This is a genomic window from Aeromonas sp. S8(2024) (assembly GCF_041403085.1).
GTDB lineage: Bacteria > Pseudomonadota > Gammaproteobacteria > Enterobacterales > Aeromonadaceae > Aeromonas > Aeromonas dhakensis.
In genome coordinates, this window is the sequence record NZ_JBGLRF010000015.1 from 42,757 (window position 1) to 63,306 (window position 20,550).

Consider the following 20,550-nt stretch of genomic DNA (forward strand, 5'->3'; position numbering starts at 1 on the left):
GGCTCGGCAGCCAACACGTCTGCTGATCTGACCCACCCGGCCACGAGTGCTATACACGAAAAAAAACGCCGCCCCGAGGGGCGGCGTTTTTATTGGCCGACTGGCTTACTGCTTGAGCAGGCTGCCGTTGGTCACCTTGACCGCAGTGCCGCCGCTCATGAAGAAGCTGGCGAACTCGGACTGCATTTCGGTGGTCACGTCGCCGCTCGGATCGAAGTTCTCGTCCGGTGCCAGCAGCGAGCTGTGGCCACCGGCCACGAAGCGGGCCGCGTTGTGGCTGGCCGCACCGGTGGCGGTCAGCGGTTGCAGCGCCAGCACCTTGAACAACGGCTCGGTGCCGCCCAGCGGGGCGGAGGCGATGCTGTTCGGGATCACCTGATCCGACAGGCTCAGCGCGCCATCGCCAACGATCTCGGTGGCGAACAGCGGGAAGTCGCTCTTGATGCCGCTGCCGAGGTTGATCGGGTCAGCCGAATCAAGCACCGACTGGGCCGCGAAGCTGTAGCTCTGCAGCGTGCTGGCCGCAGCGGCCTGCTGGGTGGCGCTCAGGCTCGGCAGGAACTCGTTGACGAAGCAGGTCGGCACCTCGGTCTTGCAGCTGGGGGCGTAGGCGGTAAAGCCCGCTTTCAGCTCGGCACTGCCGCTGGTCAGCACGCCCATCTTGATGGTCGGACCGAAGGTCGGCGAGTTCAGCAACAGCGGCGCTATGCCGCCACCCGGCATGGCCAGGCCACCGGTATCGAACTTGAACAGGGCATCCGCCTGGGCATTGCCGATGGACTGGTTGGCGACCGCCAGCAGGTTGGTGCCGGAGATGGCGCCCAGGGAGTGGCCCAGGAAGTGCACCTTGAGGCTGCCGGCGCTGCCGATGGCGCCCTTGGCATTGGCCAGACCGACCGCCAGACGCAGGCCCAGCAGATCCGCCACGCTCTGTTTCAGGTTGTCGCGGGCCACGGTCAGGTAGCTCAGGTTCAGGTAGGGGGTCGGATTGTCGGAGGTGGTGACTGTGTCCATGCTGCCGCTCAGGGCGAAGCCGCGCTCACCGTGCAGCGGGTGATCGATCACCACCAGCGCCACCTTCTTGCCTGCCTGCATGCCGGCATAGATCTGACCCAGCGCCAGCGCATAGGCGTTCTCTTTCACCGAGGTGACGCCGTGCTGATAGATGATCACGTCGGTGATGGTGTTGAGGGCATCCTTGGCGAAGACGCGCATCGGCACCGACTGCACCTCTTCCAGCATGGGCAGCGGGTTGAAGCGGCCGATGTTCTGCTCGGCATCCAGCGGCTTGCCGCCGGAGGTGAGGGTCACCCCGATCAGCTTGCTCGCCTCGGCCAGCAGCTCGCTCTGGCGGGTCGGATCGGCAATCAGCGTCGCCAGCAGGGCCGGGTCCACACCCGCGCCCACCAGCCCGGCGATCACTTCGCTGTCGGACGCTTTCAGGGCATTGGCGATGGCGTACAGGCTGGGGATGGCACCGTGCCAGGACTGGGTCTTGGCCTTGTCCCAGGAGCCGGCGGTGGCCGGCGAGGAGAGGAAGTAGGGCAGCTTGACGGTACCGGTATAGACAGTGGTCAGCTGGGCCAGCCCGTTGAGCGGGGTGCCAGGGCCGAAGGCGGTGGCCAGCGCATCTTTCTGCTCCTGCGGCAGGAACGCCTCGGCGTCCAGCTGGGTCAGGAAGGGGTTGCTGCCGGTCACGGCCAGGGTGTAGGTACCCGGCAGGCTGGTGTTGCCCTTGGCATCCTGCTTCCACAGGGCGGCCGCGTCCAGGGTCGGGCTCTTCAGCACAGATGCCGCAGCCCCTTTCACCGCCACCAGCACATCGGCACCGGACTGGGTACCGAACCAGTCGGAGAAGATGACGTGATCGGTGGAGACGCCGGTGGCGGCCTTGAACAGGCCCTCCTGCAGGGCGATCAGACCGTTGATGGTCTGCTCCTGGGCATTGCTGCCGACGTTGTTCTTGTAGTTGCCGTAGTCGCTGCCGGCCTTGACCGCGTTGCCGTTGCTGTCCTTGAGGGAGTCGGTGGCCACGATCATGTAGTAGGAGGAGGGGTTCAGCGGCTTGAGCGGTACCAGGTTCAGCTTGCCAGCCGAGGCGGCCACCACGAAGTCCACCCCGTAGGTCAGCACCTTCTTCACGCCGCTCGGGCGCAGGGCTGTGCTGTCAAAGCTCAGCTCCAGCAGGTAGAGCGGGGCCACCGAGGCGGCAAACTCGGCGGCAGCCGGTGCCTGGACAGTGATGCCGGACGAGGTGACGGGCACGATCTGGATGGCCTGGGTCGTGGACCAGCCATCCAGGGTCGACATGGCCGACACCGGGTTGGAGAGATCCGCCGTTTCGGTGGAGAATTTCAGGGTGCCATCGCTGGCGCGGGCCGCCAGGGCACTGGGGCGCACTGCGTTGGAACCGGTCAACAGATAGTCGAGATAGCTGGAGGTGTCGCCTTTGTTATCGTCACTGCCACCACAGCCGGCCAGCATAGCACTGACGACTGCGGCATAAATTAGCTTCTTTTTCATATCCTTATCTCTTTTTAGTTGTTATCCATGAAATGCTGACGGCGTTGGGTAAAAACCCGACCGGTACATCTTAACAGCAACGCAACAATTATTAAGTAGCTGGTCGGTCATCTGATCTGCTTTTTTTGTGTACAGCATCAAGGAATTGGAATAGAAACGGGACTCGATAGGTTAACAGCTTCATCCCGGATACCAGACCCGACCAGCGGTCACTTGTACGCCAGATGGCAAAAAGCGACCCCCGATCTCGGCAAAGCGGATCAATTGCCGGTAGAATGGCGCATTGCTTAAGGAGAACCACATGATCGACCCGAAGAAACTGGAAGAGATCGCCAAACAGGTGCACAACTCCCTGCCGCCCGGCATTCGCAGCATGGGTGAAGAGGTGGAGAAGAAGATCCGTCAGGTGCTGCAGTCCCAGCTCGGCAAGCTGGATCTGGTCAGTCGCGAAGAGTTTGACGTGCAGACCAAGGTGCTGCTGCGCACCCGCGAGAAGCTGACCGCCCTCGAGGCCAAGCTGGCCCAGCTCGAGCAGCAGCTCGGCGCCAAGGGCGAATAACACCGCCCCCATAAAGCAAACCCCAGCCAGGCTGGGGTTTGTTGTTTCTGGTCTGCCGCAAAGCAAGTTGTGGCAGGCAGATCTAGCGAGGCACTCCCGGCCAACCCATTGGGCACGGCCTCATGCCGAACTCAGATAAACTCGTATGCGTCGCCGAAGATGCGCTCCGGCTCGGCTCCCAGGATCTTGAACTCTTCCCGCGCCGCACCCGCCATCTCGAAGCGGCCGGCCACATAGATGTCGTAGTCGTGCAGGCTGACGAAGTCATCCATGATGGCCTTGTGCACCAGCCCGGTCTTGCCGGCCCAGTCGCTCTCCGGCTCCTGCACCACAGGGATGTAGGTAAGCGGGGCGTAGTCGCGCTCCCACTGCTGCATCTGCTCCTGCTCGTAGAGCCAGTGCGCCTGGCGCACGCCCCAGTAGAAGAACACCGGGCGCTTGCTGTCGCTGTCGATCAGGTATTCCAGAATGGCGCGGGCGTAGGAGAAACCGGTGCCGCCTGCCATCAGGATCAGCGGCCGGGGTGACTCTTCCCGCAGGAAGGCCTTGCCCGCCGCCAGCTCAATCTCGATCTCCCCCTGCTCGCGCATGCGGGCCAGCACCTGGCCGGCATAGGCGTTCTCCGGGGTGGCGCCGATCTGCAGCTCCAGCACGCCGGGGCGGGTCGGCGAGTTGGCGATGGAGAAGGGACGCTTGTCCGAATCACTCATCACCACCAGCAGATACTGGCCCGGCTTGAAGCTGACCTCTTGCAGCGGCGTCAGGGCCACGTGCCAGATGGTGTCGACATATTCGCGCAGTTCCTCTACGCGGCACTTGATACGTTGCATTCTTATCCTTGTGACGGGCTCGTTCGGCCCGCTTTCGCTCTTGATTCACTGTGGACTGGCGACCAGCAGAGTGGTCAGGTCAGTCGAGCATACCCAATTCAGCTCAAATGGCATCAATCTTTTGCATCCCGGCCAGGCGGCACGGCCCGTAGGGCCGGCCGCCGCTCATCAACCGAGAATGTTCAGCTCGTCCCAGAGGGCATCGATCTTCTGCTTCACCGCCTCGTCCTGGACGATGGGCTGGCCCCACTCGCGGTTGGTCTCTCCCGGCCACTTGTTGGTGGCGTCCAGCCCCATCTTGGAGCCGAGGCCGGAGACCGGCGAGGCGAAGTCCAGGTAGTCGATCGGGGTGTGCTCGATCAGGGTGGTGTCGCGAGCCGGGTCCATCCGGGTGGTGATGGCCCAGATCACGTCCTTCCAGTCGCGGGCGTTGATGTCGTCGTCGCAGACGATCACGAACTTGGTGTACATGAACTGGCGCAGGAAGGACCAGACCCCCAGCATCACCCGCTTGGCGTGGCCAGGGTAACGCTTCTTGATGGTCACCACCGCCATCCGGTAGGAGCACCCCTCCGGCGGCAGGTAGAAGTCCACGATCTCGGGGAACTGCTTCTGCAACAGCGGCACGAACACCTCGTTGAGCGCCACCCCGAGCACCGCCGGCTCATCGGGCGGACGGCCGGTGTAGGTGCTGTGGTAGATGGCATCCTTGCGCATCGTCATGTGGGTGATGGTAAAGACCGGGAACTCGTCCACCTCGTTGTAGTAACCGGTGTGATCGCCATAAGGCCCTTCGGGGGCCAGCTCGCCCGGCTCCAGATAGCCTTCCAGCACGATCTCGGCGCTGGCGGGCACCTCCAGATCGCAGCTGATGGCCTTCACCACCTCGGTGCGGCTGCCCCGCAGCAAACCGGCGAAGGCGTATTCGGAGAGGGTATCCGGCACCGGCGTCACCGCGCCGAGGATGGTCGCCGGATCGGCGCCCAGCGCCACCGCCACCGGGAAACGCTCACCCGGGTGGGCCTCCTGCCACTCGCGAAAATCGATGGCACCGCCGCGGTGATCCAGCCAGCGCATGATCAGCTTGTTCTTGCCGATCTTCTGCTGGCGATAGATGCCGAGGTTCTGCCGCTTCTTGTAGGGGCCGCGGGTGATGGTGAGACCCCAGGTGACCAGCGGCGCCACGTCGCCCGGCCAGCAGTGCTGAATGGGGATCTGGTCCAGATCGACCGCCTCTCCCTCCAGCACCCGCTGCTGGCAGGGGGCGGACGAGAGACGCTTGGTCGGCATGTTGAGTACCTGCTTGAAGATCGGCAGCTTCTCCATCAGCTCCTTGAAGCCACGGGGCGGCTCAGGCTCCTTCAGGTAGGAGAGCCAGGTCCCCACCTGGCGCAAGGCGGCCACGTTGGGCTGGCCCATGCCCATGGCGACCCGGTCCGGCGTGCCGAACAGGTTGGTCAGCACCGGCATGGTGTAACCCTTGGGATTTTCGAACAGCAGGGCCGGCCCATCCGCACGCAGGGTGCGGTCGCTGATCTCGGTCATCTCCAGATAGGGGTCTATCTCGCGCGTGATGCGCTTGAGCTGTCCGCTTTGTTCCAGCTGCGCGATGAAATCACGCAAATCCTTGTATTTCATGCAGGTACCCTGTGTGCAGGCGATGCCGCATTATAACTCCGGGGAGCCGGCGGGTGTACCCGGTTCGGGCTGCACCATCGGACTTGCATGACGCTTTTCCTGCCTGGTCAGCCGATCGGCAAGCTGGGCCAGCAGCCTCGGCTCGTCCACCTGTAACAGCAGGCTGGCCACCTGACCGCTGTACTGGCGGTTGCCCAGCTCCGCCAGCAGGAACTGCTGTGCCGTGTCGGGCAGCGGCGAAAGCTGACTGAGCTGGTGCAGGGCGGGCTGTTTGAGGGAGGCGTTGCGGCTGGCGGCGATCAGCAGATCGCTCGCCGCCTGACCCTGATGAAAGCGCCCCACGCTGGCCAGGGCCGCCACGCTGTCGTGATCCGCCGGTTGGCGCCACAACCTCTGATAGAGGGCACTGTCGCCGGTACGCTCAGCCAGCAGCCGCAGCAAGCGGTTGTCGGGCAGGAAGATGTTCAGGTCGGCCAGCTTATGCGCCTCGCGCTGCAGCACAGTGACAGGCTGCCCGGCGAGCACGTTCAGCAGCGCCTGCTGTTGCTGGGCCAGATCCGGGTTGCGGCTGTTGTAAACCTGCTTGAACTCGAAGCGGTTCGCCTCCAGCAGCTGGCGGTAGTTGTCCTGCCAGGCCTGCAGTTGCCAGCGGCTCAGCACCTGCCGCGCCGCGGCGGCAAAGTCGTAGGCGGGTTGCTGCACCAGAAAGCCGTCCACCTCTTTTTCCACCAGCCAGCTGGGGGCCTTGAACGACTGGGCGCGCACCCAGGCCAGCAGTTGCGGGCTGTCAGCCCTGGGCTGACTATCGAGGGTGGCGAGCAGCTGGCACAGCAGATACTCCCGCTGCCCCACGGCCAGGGAGTCCAGCAGGGAATCGATGGCGGCAAACTGTCCCTGCTGCAAGCGGCCGGTCAGGTAGTCGAGGTGGCCCTGCAGTCCCTCGTCGGCCACCAGCGCGACGCGGGGAGCCGTCCCGGCGGACGGAGTCTGGCCCGCCAAAGCCGGCGGCACCAGCAGCCAGCTCAGCATTATCAGGAGTACATGCTTCATGACGTCCCTATCCTTGTGACATCGAGGTTTCATACTACTCAGGCGACCGCAAAATAGATAAACAAAAACCGCGACCTGGGCCGCGGTTTCATCATTTTTCGAGTCGGTTACTTCTGCTGGCGCCGCATGGCGTCGAAGAACTCGTCGTTGGTCTTGGTCATCGCCAGCTTGTCGATGAGGAACTCGATGCCGTCGATCTCGCCCATCGGGTGGACAATCTTGCGCAGGATCCACATCTTCTGCAGCTCGTCACCGGTGGTCAGCAGCTCTTCCTTGCGGGTACCGGAACGGGTGATGTCGATGGCCGGGTAGACGCGCTTCTCGGCGATCTTGCGCGAGAGGTGCAGTTCCATGTTGCCGGTGCCCTTGAACTCTTCGTAGATGACTTCATCCATCTTGGAGCCGGTATCGATCAGCGCGGTGGCGATGATGGTCAGGCTGCCGCCCTCTTCAACATTGCGCGCGGCACCGAAGAAGCGCTTCGGACGGTGCAGGGCGTTGGCATCCACACCACCGGTCAGTACCTTGCCGGATGACGGGATGACGGTGTTGTAGGCACGGGCCAGACGGGTGATGGAGTCCAACAGGATCACCACGTCCTTCTTGTGCTCGACCAGACGCTTGGCCTTCTCGATCACCATTTCGGCGACCTGGACGTGACGGGAAGCCGGCTCGTCGAAGGTGGAGGCGATCACTTCGCCCTTCACCATCCGCTGCATCTCGGTCACTTCTTCCGGACGCTCGTCGATCAGCAGGACGATCAGTTCGCAGTCGGGGTGGTTGTAGGCGATGCTCTGGGCGATGTTCTGCAGCAGCATGGTCTTACCGGCCTTGGGCGGTGCGACGATGAGGCCGCGCTGGCCTTTACCGATCGGGGATGCCAGATCCAGTACGCGGGCGGTGATGTCTTCAGTGGAACCGTTGCCACGCTCCATGCGCAGACGCTCGTTGGCGTGCAGCGGAGTGAGGTTTTCAAACAGGATCTTGTTGCGGGAGTTTTCCGGACGGTCGTAGTTGACCTCGTTGACCTTGAGCAGCGCGAAGTAGCGTTCGCCCTCTTTCGGCGGCCGGATCTTGCCGGAGATGGTATCGCCGGTGCGCAGGTTGAAGCGGCGGATCTGGCTCGGGGAGACGTAGATGTCGTCCGGGCCGGCCAGGTAGGAGCCGTCTGCACTACGCAGGAAGCCGAAACCATCGGTCAGGATTTCCAGCACACCGTCGCCGAAGATATCCTCGCCACCCTTGGCGTGCGCCTTGAGGATCGCGAAAATAATGTCTTTCTTGTGCGCCCGAGCCAGATTTTCCAACCCCATGGATTCGCCAAGCTGTACCAGCTCGGACACAGGAGTGTTCTTTAATTCAGTCAGATTCATAGTGGTGAAAGTCTGTAAGCAAGGATTGAAATGAGGAGACAGTCTGCTGGATTGATGCTGATCGGATTTGATTTGCCAGGCTGATGTGTGAGCAAAGAGTCAGGCAAAAAGGTTAGCAAACGAGCGATAAATTAGCACCAATCGGGGTGAGCGTCTAGGTGATAAAACAGAAGGAGCGCATTATTGCAATGCGCTCCTCGATGATTATTACAGGTTGCCGTCCAGGAACTCTTTCAGCTGAGTCTTGGACAGGGCACCGACCTTGGTCGCTGCCACTTCGCCATTCTTGAACAGCAAGAGGGTCGGAATACCACGAATGCCATACTTGGGCGGAGTGTCGGCGTTATGGTCGATGTTCAATTTCGCCACGGTCACGCGACCGGCATACTCTTGGGCGACTTCGTTCAGGATCGGGGCAATCATCTTGCACGGACCACACCATTCGGCCCAGAAGTCAACCAGAACGGCGCCATCGGCTTTGATTACATCTGCCTCGAAGCTGGCATCGCTCAGCTGAACAATCTTGTCACTCATCTCCAACTCCAGTCAGTAATTAAGGCTTTATTGACGTATCAACAAAGGCAATAGTTGCCCTATTTGAAATGATCCTGTTTATTATTGCAAGCCTAACCTGATAACCTACCGCCATGAGCAAAACACACTTAACGACCGACAAATTCGCCCAAATGGGCCTCGAACCCGAAGTTCTGGCTGGTCTGGAATCAAAGGGATTTCACTATTGCACCCCCATCCAGGCACTCTCTCTGCCGCTGCTGGTAGAAGGCCATGACCTCGCCGGCCAAGCCCAGACGGGTACCGGCAAAACCATCGCCTTCCTGGCTGCCACCTTCAACTATCTGCTGACCCACCCGCTGACCAAGCCGCGCCTCATCAATCAGCCGCGCGCCATCATCATGGCCCCGACCCGGGAACTGGCAGTACAGATTTACAACGATGCCGACAGCATGGCCGCCTCGACCGGTCTCAAGCTCGGCCTCGCCTACGGCGGTGAAGGGTACGACAAGCAGCTGGCCGTGCTGGAGCAGGGTGTCGACATCCTGATCGGCACCACAGGCCGCATCATCGACTACTTCAAGTCCAAGGTCATCGATCTGAGCAACATCCAGGTCGTGGTGCTGGATGAGGCGGATCGCATGTTCGATCTCGGCTTCATCAAGGACATCCGTTTCCTGTTCCGCCGCATGCCGCCCGCTACCGAGCGTCTGAGCATGCTGTTCTCCGCCACCCTCTCCCTTCGGGTGCAGGAGCTGGCCTACGAACACATGAACCACCCGGAACATGTGCAGGTCGAGCCGGAGCAGATGACCGGCGTACGAATCAAAGAAGAGCTCTTCTACCCTTCCAACGAAGACAAGATGTTGCTGCTGCTCTCCCTGATGGAAGAGGAGTGGCCGGAGAAAGCCATCGTCTTCGCCAACACCAAGCACGTCTGTGAAGACGTTCACGCCTGGCTGGAGAATGACGGCCACCGGGTCGGTCTGCTGACCGGCGACGTGCCACAGAAGAAGCGGATGAAGATCCTGGAGGACTTCACCAAGGGTGCGGTAGACATTCTGGTTGCCACCGACGTGGCCGCCCGTGGTCTGCACATCCCCGACGTGACCCACGTCTTCAACTACGACCTGCCCGACGACGCCGAGGACTACGTACACCGCATCGGTCGTACCGGTCGTGCCGGCAAGAGCGGTCACTCCATCAGCCTGGCCTGTGAAGACTATGCCTTCAACCTGCCGGCCATCGAGGAGTACATCCACCACCCGATCCCGGTCAGCAAGTATGACCGCGAGGCGCTGCTGGATGACGTGACCGCGCCGAAACGGGTGTTCCGCAACCGTCAGCCGGTGAACCGCAACATGCGCGATCGCCAGGGCGGTGGCAACAGCAACAACCGTCGTCGTCCTCCCCGCAAAAGCTGAAGGATAGGCCCAGTTGCACAACTCGCCTCTCTATGCCGCCATCGACCTCGGCTCCAACAGCTTTCACATGCTGGTGGTGCGCGAGGTCGCCGGTGCCCTGCGCACCGTCACCAAGGTCAAGCGCAAGGTGCGCCTCGCCGCCGGTCTGGATGCCGATTTTCGTCTCAGCCGTGCCGCCATGGAGCGGGGCTGGGACTGTCTGCGCCTCTTCTCCGAGCAGCTGCAGGACATTCCGGCCGACAACATCCGGGTCGTCGGCACCGCAACCCTGCGGCTGGCCACCAACGTCGACGAGTTTCTGCGTGAAGCGGAACGGGTGCTCAACCACAACATCGAGATCATCTCGGGTGAGGAAGAGGCCAAGACCATCTATGAAGGGGTCTCCTGGACCTCGGCGGGGGAAGGCAACCGGCTGGTGATCGACATCGGCGGCGCCAGCACAGAACTGGTGATCGGCGAACAGAGCGAGGCCAAGCTGCTCAACAGCCTGCACATGGGCTGCGTCACCTGGCTCAACAACCACTTCGGTGACGGCGAGCTGAGCGAAGCGCGCTTCAACCAGGCCATTGCCGCCGCCAAAACGGTGCTGGATAAGGTGGCGGACGATTACCGCGTGCTCGGCTGGCGCACCTGTGTCGGCGCCTCCGGCACGGTGCAGGCGCTGCAGGAGATCATGCTGGCGCAGGGCAAGAGCGAGCGGGTCACCCTGCCGAAGCTGCAGGAGCTGATGGGTCAGGCCATCGCCTGTGGCAAGCTCGACCAGCTGCAACTGGAAGGGCTGGCGGCCGAGCGGCTGACCGTGTTCCCCTCCGGCCTCGCCATCCTGATCGCCATCTTCGAAACCCTCGGCATCGAGAGCATGACGCTGGCCGGCGGCGCCCTGCGCGAAGGCTTAATCTACGGCCTGCTCGGCAACAATCACGACTGTGATGCCCGCGATCGTACCGCCGACAGCCTGATCAGCCGCTACCAGCTGGACAAGGAGCACGCCGAGCGGGTGCGCGATACCGCCATCGAGGCGTTCACCCAGCTGCAGCCGGCCTGGCGTCTCTCCAAGCGCTACGGTCGCCCGATCCTGCGCTACGCGGCCCTGCTGCACGAGATCGGTCTGTGCATCGAGTACAAGAAGGCGCCGCAACACGCCGCCTACATCATCGACAACATCGACATGCCGGGTTTCACCCCCGCGCAGAAGAAGCTGCTGTCGGCCCTGCTGTTCAACCAGCGGGACGAATTCAAGCTGGAACCGCTGGAGAAGCAGGGTGCCGTCACGGCTCGCCAGGCGATCCGGCTGGCCCGCATCCTGCGCATCGCGCTGATCCTCTGCATGCGCCGCACCCAGGGCACTGTGCCGATCTTTACCCTGCAGGCGGATGACGAGGCCTTGACGCTGACCCTGCCCAAGGGGTGGCTGGACGAGCACTACCTGCGCGCCAGCGAGCTGCGCCTCGAAGTGGAGCGCCAGCAGAAGATGGGCTGGCCTACCCGACTGCTGGAAGCCTGATTGGGCCCAGCCCAATCAGTGCCCCAAGGTTCCGACAATCTCTTTCGCAGCCAGCACTGGCGCCACTCAGGCCTGCCCCTTGATTTTATTGGGCTGACGGGCAGATCCCGCCCTTGCGTCTGGGCTCTGCCTCCCCCCTCATGGCCTACGTTCGACTAGAGTAGGGTTGTCTTCACAACCAACCGGAATGGACGCCATGAAACCTTTGACCCTGATCGGACTGACCGCCCTGCTCACCGCCTGCGGCGGCGGTGGCGGCGACAGCAGCAGCCAGCCACAACAGGCCCAGCTCTCGCTGGCCTTCTCCGACGCCCCGGTAGATGGCGTCAGCAAGGTCTGCATCGCCGTCTCCAACATCAGCATCCACCCCGTCGCCGGCACCGAGCAGAGCTGGACCACCGCCAGCTTCCTCACCTCGACCCAGGACGATGGCTGTACCCCGAGCGGCGAGACCATTCCGCTCGACAGCGCAGGGAGGCCGCTGTTTACCTACATAGACCTGCTGAGTTATCAGGGGTCCGCCAGTCGCCCCCTGCTGGCCAGCCAGAGCGTGGTGCCCGGCAACTACAGCCAGATGCGGCTGCGGGTGCTGGACGGGCGGGAGGTCGCCAACCAGTTTCTGGACGGCACCCCCTACTCCTACGTCAAGCAGGATGATGGGGTGATCAAGCCGCTCGAGGTGCCCAGCAGCGAGCTCAAGCTGGACGCCTTCACCATTGCCGCCAGCGGCCTCAGTGCCTTCACCACCGAATTCGATCTGCGCCAGTCCATGGTGCTGCCAGGCCACGAGCAGTACTACAAGCTCAAACCGAGAGGCGTACGGCTGGTGAACAACACTCAGGTTGCCACCGTCAAGGGCTCGGTCGCGGCCGGGCTGTGCGGTGGTCAGCTGACCGACAAGGCCTTCGTCTACTTCTACCAGCCCAGAAGCGGCGACAACTACCCCGACATGGCGGACAGCGACAACGGCTTCTACGCCAGCGCCCCCGTGCTGCCGCAGACCGGAGGCGGCTTTGGCTACGAGCTGGGATTTGTCAATCTCGGCAGCTACGATCTGGTGCTGGTCTGCAACGGCGACGAGGATGATCCGGCAGTGGCCGACGACCCGCTGCAACTGGAACAGGTGCAGAAGGCCCAGACGGTGGTGGCACCCACCACCAGCATCAACTTCCAGTAACGGGCGACAAGGGGGACGACCGCATGAGCAGATACCAACCCATCAGTTGCGATCTCTACGACTGGCTGGAGATCGCCGCCAGCTGGCAGCTGCCGGTCGCCCTCACCTGTAAGGATGGCCGCCAGTGGGCGGACAAGATCCGCACCATAGAGGCCAGAGAAGGGGTCGAGTACCTGCTGCTGCACGGCGGCGAACGGCTCAGCCTGGCGGAACTGGCGACCATGGCGCTCAACTGGCAGGGGGAGGAGAAGCTGATCCGCTTCGCCCCACCAGCCCCAGCCAACAGCCAATAGATGGCAAGAGGGCCAACCCCATCGGGTTGGCCCTCTTCTTTATATCCCTCGCGTGCAGCGTTACCCCGCCAGCGCCGCCATCACGTAGACATCGAAGCGGTTGCTCTTGGTCTCGATGGCCATGCTCGGCTTCTGCTCGTTGAGCCAGCCTGCGTAGTCCGGCCGCTTCACCACTACCCGCCGGTCCGCCATGGTGAGCGCAGCCGGCAGCAGGGCATCGGCGTCGAGATCCGCCCCCACCAGCGACTGGAACACCCGCATCTCTTTTTTCACCAGCGCCGACTTCTGCTTGTGGGGGAACATGGGGTCGAGGTAGATGACATCCGGCCGCTCGGCCAATCCCAGCAGGGTCTCCACCGCAGGGCCGTGCAGCAGTTGCATCCGCTCGCGCACCCAGGGGCCGATCTCGGGATCCTGCGCGGCGCGTGCCAACCCGTCCTGCAGCAGAGCGGCCACCACGGGGCTGCGCTCGATCATGGTCACCTTGCAGCCGAGGGAGGCGAGCACGAAGGCATCGCGTCCCAGCCCGGCGGTGGCATCCACCACGGTCGGCATGGCGCCCGCCTTGAGCCCCACCGCCTTGGCGATGGACTGGCCACGGCCGCCGCCGAACTTGCGGCGATGAGCCACCGCCCCTTCGACGAAATCCACGTAGACGGCGCCCAGCTTGGGTTCGTCCAGCTTGCGCAGCTCCAGCCGCTCCGAGGTGAACACCAGGGCAAACTGGGGCAGGTCGATCTGGTCAAGCTGGCTGCTCAGGGCTTCTGCCTGGGCCGCCTTGGCGGGGTCTTCGAGGAGGATTTGCATGGGCTCTGGATGCATTCTAAGTTCAGTGAACCGAGTGTATCACAGCCCCTTTACGTGGCTGTAGGGAGGAAACCCCATGCACCTGCTTATCGCCCTGCTGCTTGCCGCCCAGAGCGGTGGCCATCTCAAGGTCTGCGGCGTTGACTGGCCCCCCTTCTCCTACGCCGAACAGGGCAAGCTGATGGAGGGCATATCGGTCGAGATCCATCAAGAGGTGGCACACCGCCTCGGCATGCAGCTCACCCTGCTCGAACTGCCGTGGGGACGCTGCGAACAGTACGTCAACACCGAGCTGGCGGACGGCATTCTCGACAACGCGCCCCTCCTCGGCTGCTACCACTCCGATCTTGCCACCGCCTTCTACCCGCTGGCCGCCTATGTGCGCAGCGACAGCCCGCTGCAAACCTTCTCGTGGGAGATGGCCAAGGGACTGAAAGTGGGGATGGTCAGGGGCTATGACTACACCGACAGGATCAAGCACTTCACCGGCTGGGTGCCCATCAAGGCCCACTCCGACAAGCAGCTGCTGCTGATGCTGGAGAAGAGCCGGGTCGACCTGATAGTGCTGGATTACTTCTCGGCCCCCATTCTCTCCAGAGAACAGGACGTCAAGATCCGCGCGCTCACCCCCTTTCTCGACTCGACCCCGCTCTACCTCTGCTTCGGCAAGCAGAAGGCAGACCTGCTGCCCGCCTACAACAAGGCGCTGCAGCAGATGCTGGACGAAGGGGTGCTGGATCGCATCTATCTGCGCTATCTCGGGGAGGATTACCGGACACTGAAGGAGAAACAGGAGAGGATGAAAGCGGCGCAGTAAGGGTCAGCTGGTCTGCAAGAACATGCTCTTGTCGTTGAGCTGCAAATACTCGGTGAGGTCGTCGTAGGCGAGCGGCCGGCTCAGCAGATAACCCTGGGTGAAGGCACACCCCTTCTGGCAGAGGAAGTTGAGCTGCTCGCGGGTCTCCACCCCCTCGATCACCACCTGCATGCCGAGGTTGTGCACTATGTTGATGATGCCGTCCAGCAGCAGCCGGTCCTGCTCGTTGAACGGGATGTGGCGCACGAAGGCCCGGTCGATCTTCACTAGGTCCACCGGGAAGTTGCGCAGATAATTGAGCGCCGAGTAGCCGGTACCGAAGTCGTCGATGGCCAGCTTGCAGCCTGCCTCGCGCAGGGCATCGATCCGCACCCTGTGCTGATCGCTGGTCTCCATCAGCAGGGATTCGGTGATCTCGATGACGATGTCCGCCGGATCCAGCCCGAAGTGGTGGATCACCTTGAGCCACTCGCTCGCCTCCGGATCTATGGTCTGGAACTCCAGGGTGGAGCGGTTGATCGACATCTGCAGATCCGGGAAGCCGGATTGCTGCAGCCGCGCCAGATCCCGGCACGACTGCCACAGCACCAGCGCCCCCAGCCCCTGGATGAGCCCCGCCTCCTCCGCCAGCGGAATGAAATCCGCCGGCGACACCTGACCCCAGTGCGGGTGATACCAGCGCACCAGCGCCTCCAGCTTGGCGACCCGGCCGCTGCGGTTGTCCCAGATCGGCTGGTAGGCCATGGTCAGCTGCTCGAGCTTGATCGCCTCCGCCAGATCCTGCTGCATCTGGTGACGCTGGCGCACCTCTTCGCGCATGGAGGCGCAGTAGCTGCCGAGCAGCCGTCCCTGCCGCTTGGCGGCAAACAGCGCCTGCTCGGCGTTGCGCAGCAGCTCGTCGCTCTCCAGCCCATCGCCCGGGCAGAGGGTGATGCCGATGGTAGCCGTCACGTAGAGGTGCTGGTTGGCCAGCATGAAGGGGCGGGCGAAGCCGCCGACCACCTGCTTGGCAAACACCTCGGCCTGGCGGCGGTTGACGATGCCGGGCACCAGGAAGGCGAACTCGTCGCCGCCGATGCGGGCCACCAGATCTTCGGTGCGCACCCGGCTCACCAGCCGATCCGACACCTCCCGCAGCAGGGCGTCACCGGCATGGTGATCCATGCTGTTGTTGACCGCCTTGAAGTTGTTGAGGTCGAGCACCATCAGCGCGAAGCGCTCGCCCCGCTCGCAGAAGCGGCTGAGGCAGCGGCCGAACAGCCAGCGGTTGGGCAGCCCGGTGAGATTGTCGTAGTTGGCCTGGGCGGCGATCTTCTGCTCCGCCAGCTTGGTCTGGGAGAGATCGCTGAAGATGGCGATGTACTGGCTGATCCGCCCCCCTTCCCGCAGGGTACTGATCATCAGCTGCTGGGGGTAGAGTTTGCCGTTCTTGCGCTTGTTCCACACCTCGCCGCGCCACACCCCCACCCGCTCCAGCGCGTGGTACATGTCGGCGTAGAAGGCCTGATCGTGCAGGCCGGACTTGAGCAGGCTGGGGCGCTGGCCGCACACCTCCTCCTCGCTGTAGCCGGTGATCTGTTCGAACGCCGGGTTGACCGAGATGATGCGACTGTCGGCGTCGCACACCAGGATCGCCTCGGAGAGGTTGTCATAGACCCGGTGGGAGAGCTTGAGCTGCTCGGCGTGACGCTTGAGGGGGTCTATGTTTTCCAGCACCACCATCAGGTAGTCGGGCTGCAATTGATCGTCCCGCACCAGGGTGACGGTGACCCGCCCCCACAGCAGCTGGCCGTCACGGTGCAGGTAACGCTTCTCCTGGGTGAAGGCGGTACGCTCGCCGCGCCTGAGCTCTTCATAGCAGGCGACGCTGCGCAGCCAGTCTTCCGGATGATTGAGCTCGGCGGCGTTGCGATGAACCAGCTCCTCCTGGCTGTAGCCCAGCATCTTTTCGATGGCCGGATTGGTCCAGAGGATCTTGCCGTCCAGATCGAGCTTGCCGATCCCCACCGGGGCGTGGGACATCATGGTGTGCAGAAAATCGTGGTACTCGGGCTGGGGCGGCGCCGGCTGCTGCAGCATCAGCGCCAGTTCGCGCCCTGCCAGCGGAGCCAGCAGGCGCAGCAGGCCCATCACCTTGTCCATGTTGGTGAGCGGCCGCTTGAACAGCAGGCTGCAGATGCCCACTGTCTCCCCTTGCGCACTCTTGAGGGCGATGCCGGCATAGGCCTGGATCTGCCAGGCCTTCAACACGGCGGCGTGGGGGAACAGCTGCTGTACCCGATCGCTGAACCAGGCCTCGCCCTCCTGCAGGGTGATCTCCCCCAGGGTGGCGCTGACCGGAAAACTGAAGCGGGTCGTATCGAGAGAGGCAGGATAGGTTGCATGCACCTTGCAGGAGAGCCCCGCTTGATCCCTACCCGAAATCAGGACGAAGTCGGCCCCGACCGCTGCTGCGATTTCACTCACAAAGGTATCGAAATATCCCTGACCACTCGAATGAGACAGACTTGAGATGATTTGATAGACAGACTCGAGTGCTCGCCTCATGGCAAGGTTCTTTCTCTCCTTGGAAGGTAGACCCCGACTCTACTGAAGAGGCGGGAACAGTGCAAACATGCTATCCGCAAGATATTAAAATGCCTTGAGAAAAGGGACCAAAAGGTCCCTTTTTATCTCAAAAATCACGCGGTGATCGCACTCTGTGGCAGAGGTGTACCTGCTTGAAGCTCACGCCTGGCGGGGCCTGCAGCCTCATGCGGCAATCCCGCTGTGGCGCAACAAGGCATCCACCTGAGGCTCACGGCCACGGAAGGCGCGGAACAGCTCCATCGGCTCCTTGGAACCGCCCTTCTCCAGGATGTTCTTCAGGAAGGAGTGGCCGGTCACCGGGTTGAAGATCCCCTCCTCCTCGAAGCGGGAGAAGGCGTCGGCGGAGAGCACTTCCGCCCACTTGTAGCTGTAGTAGCCCGCCGCATAACCGCCGGCGAAGATGTGGGAGAAGCTGTGCTGGAAGCGGTTGAAGGCCGGCGGCGTCATCACCGCCACCTCGCGACGCACCTCGTCCAGCAGCGCCGGGATCTGATCCGCATTGGCCGGGTCAAACTCCTGGTGCAGACGGAAGTCGAACAGGGCGAACTCCAGCTGGCGCAGCATCTGCATGGCCGCCTGGAAGTTGCGGGCGGTCAGCATCTTCTCCAGCAGATCGGCAGGCAGCGGCTCGCCAGTCTCGTGATGGCCGGAGATGAAGGCCAGTGCCTCGGACTCCCAGCACCAGTTCTCGAGGAACTGGCTCGGCAGCTCCACCGCATCCCAGGCCACGCCGTTGATGCCGGCCACGCCGGCCACGTCGATCCGGGTCAGCATGTGGTGAATGCCGTGGCCGAACTCGTGGAACAGGGTGACCACTTCGTTGTGGGTGAACAGGGCGGGTTTGCCATCCACCGGGCCGTTGAAGTTGCAGGTCAGGTAGGCCACAGGCTTTTGCAGCGAACCGTCCTGACGGTAGCGACGACCCAGGCAGACATCCATCCAGGCGCCGCCCTGCTTGTGCTCACGGGCATAGAGATCGAGGTAGAAGCTGCCGCGCAGCTCATCCTCGGCATCGAAGATGTCGTAGAAGCGCACGTCCGGGTGCCAGGTGTCGATGCCGAGGCGCTCGCGCACCTTCATGCCGAACACCCGCTTGACCACCTCGAACAGCCCTTTCACCACCTTGCTGGCGGGGAAGTAGGGGCGCAGCTGCTCATCGGAGATGGAGAACTTGTGCTGCTTGAGCTTCTCGGCGTAATAGGGAATATCCCAGGCCGCCAGCTCGCTCTGGCCGTGCTGTTCGCTGGCGAAGGCGCGGATCTCTTCGAGCTCTGCCTTGCCCTGCGACAGGGAGCGGCGCGCCAGATCGGTGAGGAAGTTCACCACCTGCTCCGGCTTGTCCGCCATCTTGGTGGCAAGGGAGAGCTCGGCGTAGTTGGCAAAGCCCAGCAGCTGGGCCAGCTCGCGGCGCAGGGTGAGCAGCTCGGTCATGATGGCGGAGTTGTCCCACTTGCCGGCATTGGGGCCCTGGTCGGAGGCGCGGGTGGTGAAGGCCTCGTACAGCTCGGCGCGCAGGGCGCGGTTGTCGGCATACATCATCACCGGCAGGTAGGAGGGGATGTCCAGAGTGAACAGCCAGCCTTCCTTGCCCTTCAGCTCGGCCAGCTGGCGAGCGGCGGCCTGTGCACTCGCAGGCAGCCCGGCCAGCTCGGCCTCGTCGGTCACCAGCTTGCTCCAACCCTGGGTCGCGTCCAGCACGTTGTTGCTGAAACGGGAGGCCAGCTCGGAGAGGCGGGCCTGGATCTCGCCGTAGCGCTGCTGTGCCTCGGCGGGCAGACCGATACCGGACAGGCGAAAATCGCGCAGGGTATTCTGGATCTCCTTGCGCTGGGCGGCGCTCAGCAGGGGGAAATCGTCGCTCTCGGAGAGGGCCAGGTAGGCTTGATAGAGCCCTTCGTGCTGGCCGACGTAGGTCTGGAATTCGGACAGCAGCGGCAAGCAGGCGTCGTGGGCCTCGCGCAGCGCCTCGCTGTTGAGCACGGAGTTGAGGTGGCTGACCGGCGACCAGATCCGGGACAGACGGTCATTTACCTCTTCCAGCGGGGCGATCAGGCTGTCCCAGGTGTGGGGCTCGCGCTGGGCCAGCACATCGCTGATCTTCTGTTTGCAATCGGCAATGGCCTGCGTCACGGCAGGCTGTACCTGGTCGGGCTGGATCTGGCTGAACGGGGGCAGCGAGTCCATTGTCAGCAAAGGGTTAGTCATCCGGCAATACCTCTAAATTCTCTACAGCCCCTGCCGTCCAGAAGCTTGCTTGGACTACCTAAGATGTAGGCAGAAACCCCATTAATCAAGCCTTTGCCATCGAGAGCGAGGGCCGCTGCCCACATTTGGTCAAAAGGTGCGCACAAAACGACCAGATAGCCTCCCAGAAACGACAATGCCGGCCCTGGGGCCGGCATTGTCTGCATTGCATAGAAGGCGTCCTGCCATCAGGCCCGGGCATCTTCCTTCAGCCACTGCGCCACGCGCTTGGCGAAGTAGGTGAGGATGCCGTCGGCCCCAGCCCGCTTGAAGCAGAGCAGGGACTCCATGATGCTCTCCTTCTCCTTCAGCCAGCCGTTCTGGATCGCCGCCATGTGCATGGCGTACTCGCCGCTCACCTGGTAGGCAAAGGTCGGCACGCCGAACTGATCCTTCACCTGGCGGATCACATCCAGATAGGGCATGCCCGGCTTGACCATCACGCTGTCGGCCCCTTCCTGGATATCCAGCGCCACCTCGTGCAGGGCTTCGTTGCTGTTGGCCGGATCCATCTGATAGGTGGCCTTGTTGCTCTTGCCGAGGTTGCCGGCCGAGCCGACCGCGTCGCGGAACGGGCCGTAGTAGCAGGAAGCGTACTTGGCGGAGTAGGCCATGATCTGGGTGTTGATGAAGCCGTTCTCTTCCAGCGCCGCGCGAATGGCACCGATACGACCATCCATCATGTCGGACGGCGCCACGATATCGACCCCGGCGGCAGCATGGGAGAGCGCCTGTTTCACCAGGATTTCGGTGGTGATGTCGTTCAGTACATAGCCTTCATCATCGATGATGCCGTCCTGACCGTGGGTGGTAAACGGGTCGAGCGCCACGTCGGTGATGACCCCCAGCTCCGGGAAGCGGGCCTTCAAGGCACGCACTGTGCGCTGGGCCAGCCCGTCCGGGTTGTAGGCCTCTTCCGCCAGCAGGCTCTTCTGCTCGAGTGGAGTGACCGGGAACAGGGCGATGGCCGGCACGCCAAGTGCCACCAGTTCGGCTGCCTCCTCCAGCAACAGGTCGATGGAGAGACGCTCCACCCCAGGCATGGAGGGGACGGCCTCACGGCGGTTTTCCCCCTCCAGCACGAACACGGGGTAGATGAGATCATTGGCGGTCAGTACGTTCTCGCGTACCAGACGACGGCTGAAATCATGTTTGCGCACCCGGCGCAGGCGGCGGCCCGGAAAGGCGCCTGGAAGAGTTGTAGCCATG

General features: G+C 62.9%; 16 protein-coding genes. 6 read left to right on the forward strand and 10 right to left on the reverse strand.

What is annotated here, in order from left to right; translation table 11 throughout:
* Positions 1-105: 105 nt before the first annotated feature.
* Entirely contained in the window at positions 106-2,523 is a 2,418-nt protein-coding gene (locus ACB031_RS22025) for a VolA/Pla-1 family phospholipase (protein ID WP_213344520.1), read from the reverse strand.
* Positions 2,524-2,824: 301 nt separating this feature from the next.
* Between ACB031_RS22025 and ACB031_RS22030 the strand changes: the two genes are divergently transcribed.
* Positions 2,825-3,082: an accessory factor UbiK family protein gene (locus ACB031_RS22030; RefSeq protein ID WP_005307315.1), complete on the forward strand. Its 258-nt coding sequence runs from the start codon at positions 2,825-2,827 to the stop codon at positions 3,080-3,082.
* A 131-nt stretch (positions 3,083-3,213) separates the two neighbouring features.
* Here ACB031_RS22030 and fre read toward each other — a convergent pair whose 3' ends face one another.
* The 5 genes from fre to trxA all read right to left on the reverse strand — a co-directional run bounded on the left by fre (position 3,214) and on the right by trxA (position 8,507).
* Positions 3,214-3,912 carry an NAD(P)H-flavin reductase gene (gene fre, locus ACB031_RS22035; RefSeq protein ID WP_371140239.1) on the reverse strand — a complete coding sequence of 233 codons (699 nt, stop codon included), beginning with the start codon at positions 3,910-3,912 and terminating at the stop codon, positions 3,214-3,216.
* Between the two features lie 168 nt (positions 3,913-4,080).
* Positions 4,081-5,550, reverse strand: a complete 1,470-nt coding sequence (gene ubiD, locus ACB031_RS22040; protein WP_371140240.1) for a 4-hydroxy-3-polyprenylbenzoate decarboxylase — start codon at positions 5,548-5,550, stop codon at positions 4,081-4,083.
* 30 nt (positions 5,551-5,580) lie between these two features.
* Positions 5,581-6,600, reverse strand: a complete 1,020-nt coding sequence (locus ACB031_RS22045; RefSeq protein WP_371140241.1) for a hypothetical protein — start codon at positions 6,598-6,600, stop codon at positions 5,581-5,583.
* 107 nt (positions 6,601-6,707) lie between these two features.
* Positions 6,708-7,973, reverse strand: coding sequence for a transcription termination factor Rho (gene rho / locus ACB031_RS22050; protein ID WP_005307308.1), 1,266 nt, complete (start codon positions 7,971-7,973; stop codon positions 6,708-6,710).
* A gap of 207 nt (positions 7,974-8,180) precedes the next feature.
* Positions 8,181-8,507 (reverse strand): thioredoxin TrxA, encoded by a 327-nt coding sequence (trxA, locus tag ACB031_RS22055; protein WP_005307306.1) that lies wholly within the window; start codon positions 8,505-8,507, stop codon positions 8,181-8,183.
* Between the two features lie 113 nt (positions 8,508-8,620).
* On the opposite strand from trxA, the gene rhlB reads away from it, so the two are divergent.
* The 4 genes from rhlB to ACB031_RS22075 all read left to right on the forward strand — a co-directional run bounded on the left by rhlB (position 8,621) and on the right by ACB031_RS22075 (position 12,884).
* A complete protein-coding gene (gene rhlB / locus ACB031_RS22060; RefSeq protein WP_005307299.1) occupies positions 8,621-9,910 on the forward strand; it encodes an ATP-dependent RNA helicase RhlB in 1,290 nt (429 codons plus the stop codon).
* Between the two features lie 13 nt (positions 9,911-9,923).
* On the forward strand, positions 9,924-11,414 hold the full coding sequence (gene gppA, locus ACB031_RS22065; RefSeq protein ID WP_139753692.1) for a guanosine-5'-triphosphate,3'-diphosphate diphosphatase: 1,491 nt from the start codon (positions 9,924-9,926) through the stop codon (positions 11,412-11,414).
* Positions 11,415-11,610: 196 nt separating this feature from the next.
* Positions 11,611-12,591: a DUF4382 domain-containing protein gene (locus ACB031_RS22070; protein WP_371140242.1), complete on the forward strand. Its 981-nt coding sequence runs from the start codon at positions 11,611-11,613 to the stop codon at positions 12,589-12,591.
* Between the two features lie 23 nt (positions 12,592-12,614).
* Positions 12,615-12,884 (forward strand): Rho-binding antiterminator, encoded by a 270-nt coding sequence (locus ACB031_RS22075; RefSeq protein ID WP_371140243.1) that lies wholly within the window; start codon positions 12,615-12,617, stop codon positions 12,882-12,884.
* A 60-nt stretch (positions 12,885-12,944) separates the two neighbouring features.
* On the opposite strand, the gene ACB031_RS22080 is transcribed toward ACB031_RS22075, so the two are convergent.
* Positions 12,945-13,691 (reverse strand): class I SAM-dependent methyltransferase, encoded by a 747-nt coding sequence (locus ACB031_RS22080; RefSeq protein WP_268009939.1) that lies wholly within the window; start codon positions 13,689-13,691, stop codon positions 12,945-12,947.
* A 76-nt stretch (positions 13,692-13,767) separates the two neighbouring features.
* On the opposite strand from ACB031_RS22080, the gene ACB031_RS22085 reads away from it, so the two are divergent.
* The gene (locus tag ACB031_RS22085; RefSeq protein WP_371140244.1) at positions 13,768-14,508 is read left to right on the forward strand and encodes a substrate-binding periplasmic protein; all 741 of its coding nucleotides are present in this window, start codon (positions 13,768-13,770) and stop codon (positions 14,506-14,508) included.
* Between the two features lie 3 nt (positions 14,509-14,511).
* Here ACB031_RS22085 and ACB031_RS22090 read toward each other — a convergent pair whose 3' ends face one another.
* From ACB031_RS22090 to hemB, 3 genes are all read right to left on the reverse strand, one after another.
* Positions 14,512-17,055: a putative bifunctional diguanylate cyclase/phosphodiesterase gene (locus ACB031_RS22090; protein WP_371140245.1), complete on the reverse strand. Its 2,544-nt coding sequence runs from the start codon at positions 17,053-17,055 to the stop codon at positions 14,512-14,514.
* 204 nt (positions 17,056-17,259) lie between these two features.
* Positions 17,260-19,302 carry an oligopeptidase A gene (gene prlC, locus ACB031_RS22095; protein ID WP_010635571.1) on the reverse strand — a complete coding sequence of 681 codons (2,043 nt, stop codon included), beginning with the start codon at positions 19,300-19,302 and terminating at the stop codon, positions 17,260-17,262.
* Positions 19,303-19,529: 227 nt separating this feature from the next.
* Entirely contained in the window at positions 19,530-20,549 is a 1,020-nt protein-coding gene (gene hemB, locus ACB031_RS22100; RefSeq protein WP_017766322.1) for a porphobilinogen synthase, read from the reverse strand.
* Position 20,550 lies beyond the last annotated feature (1 nt).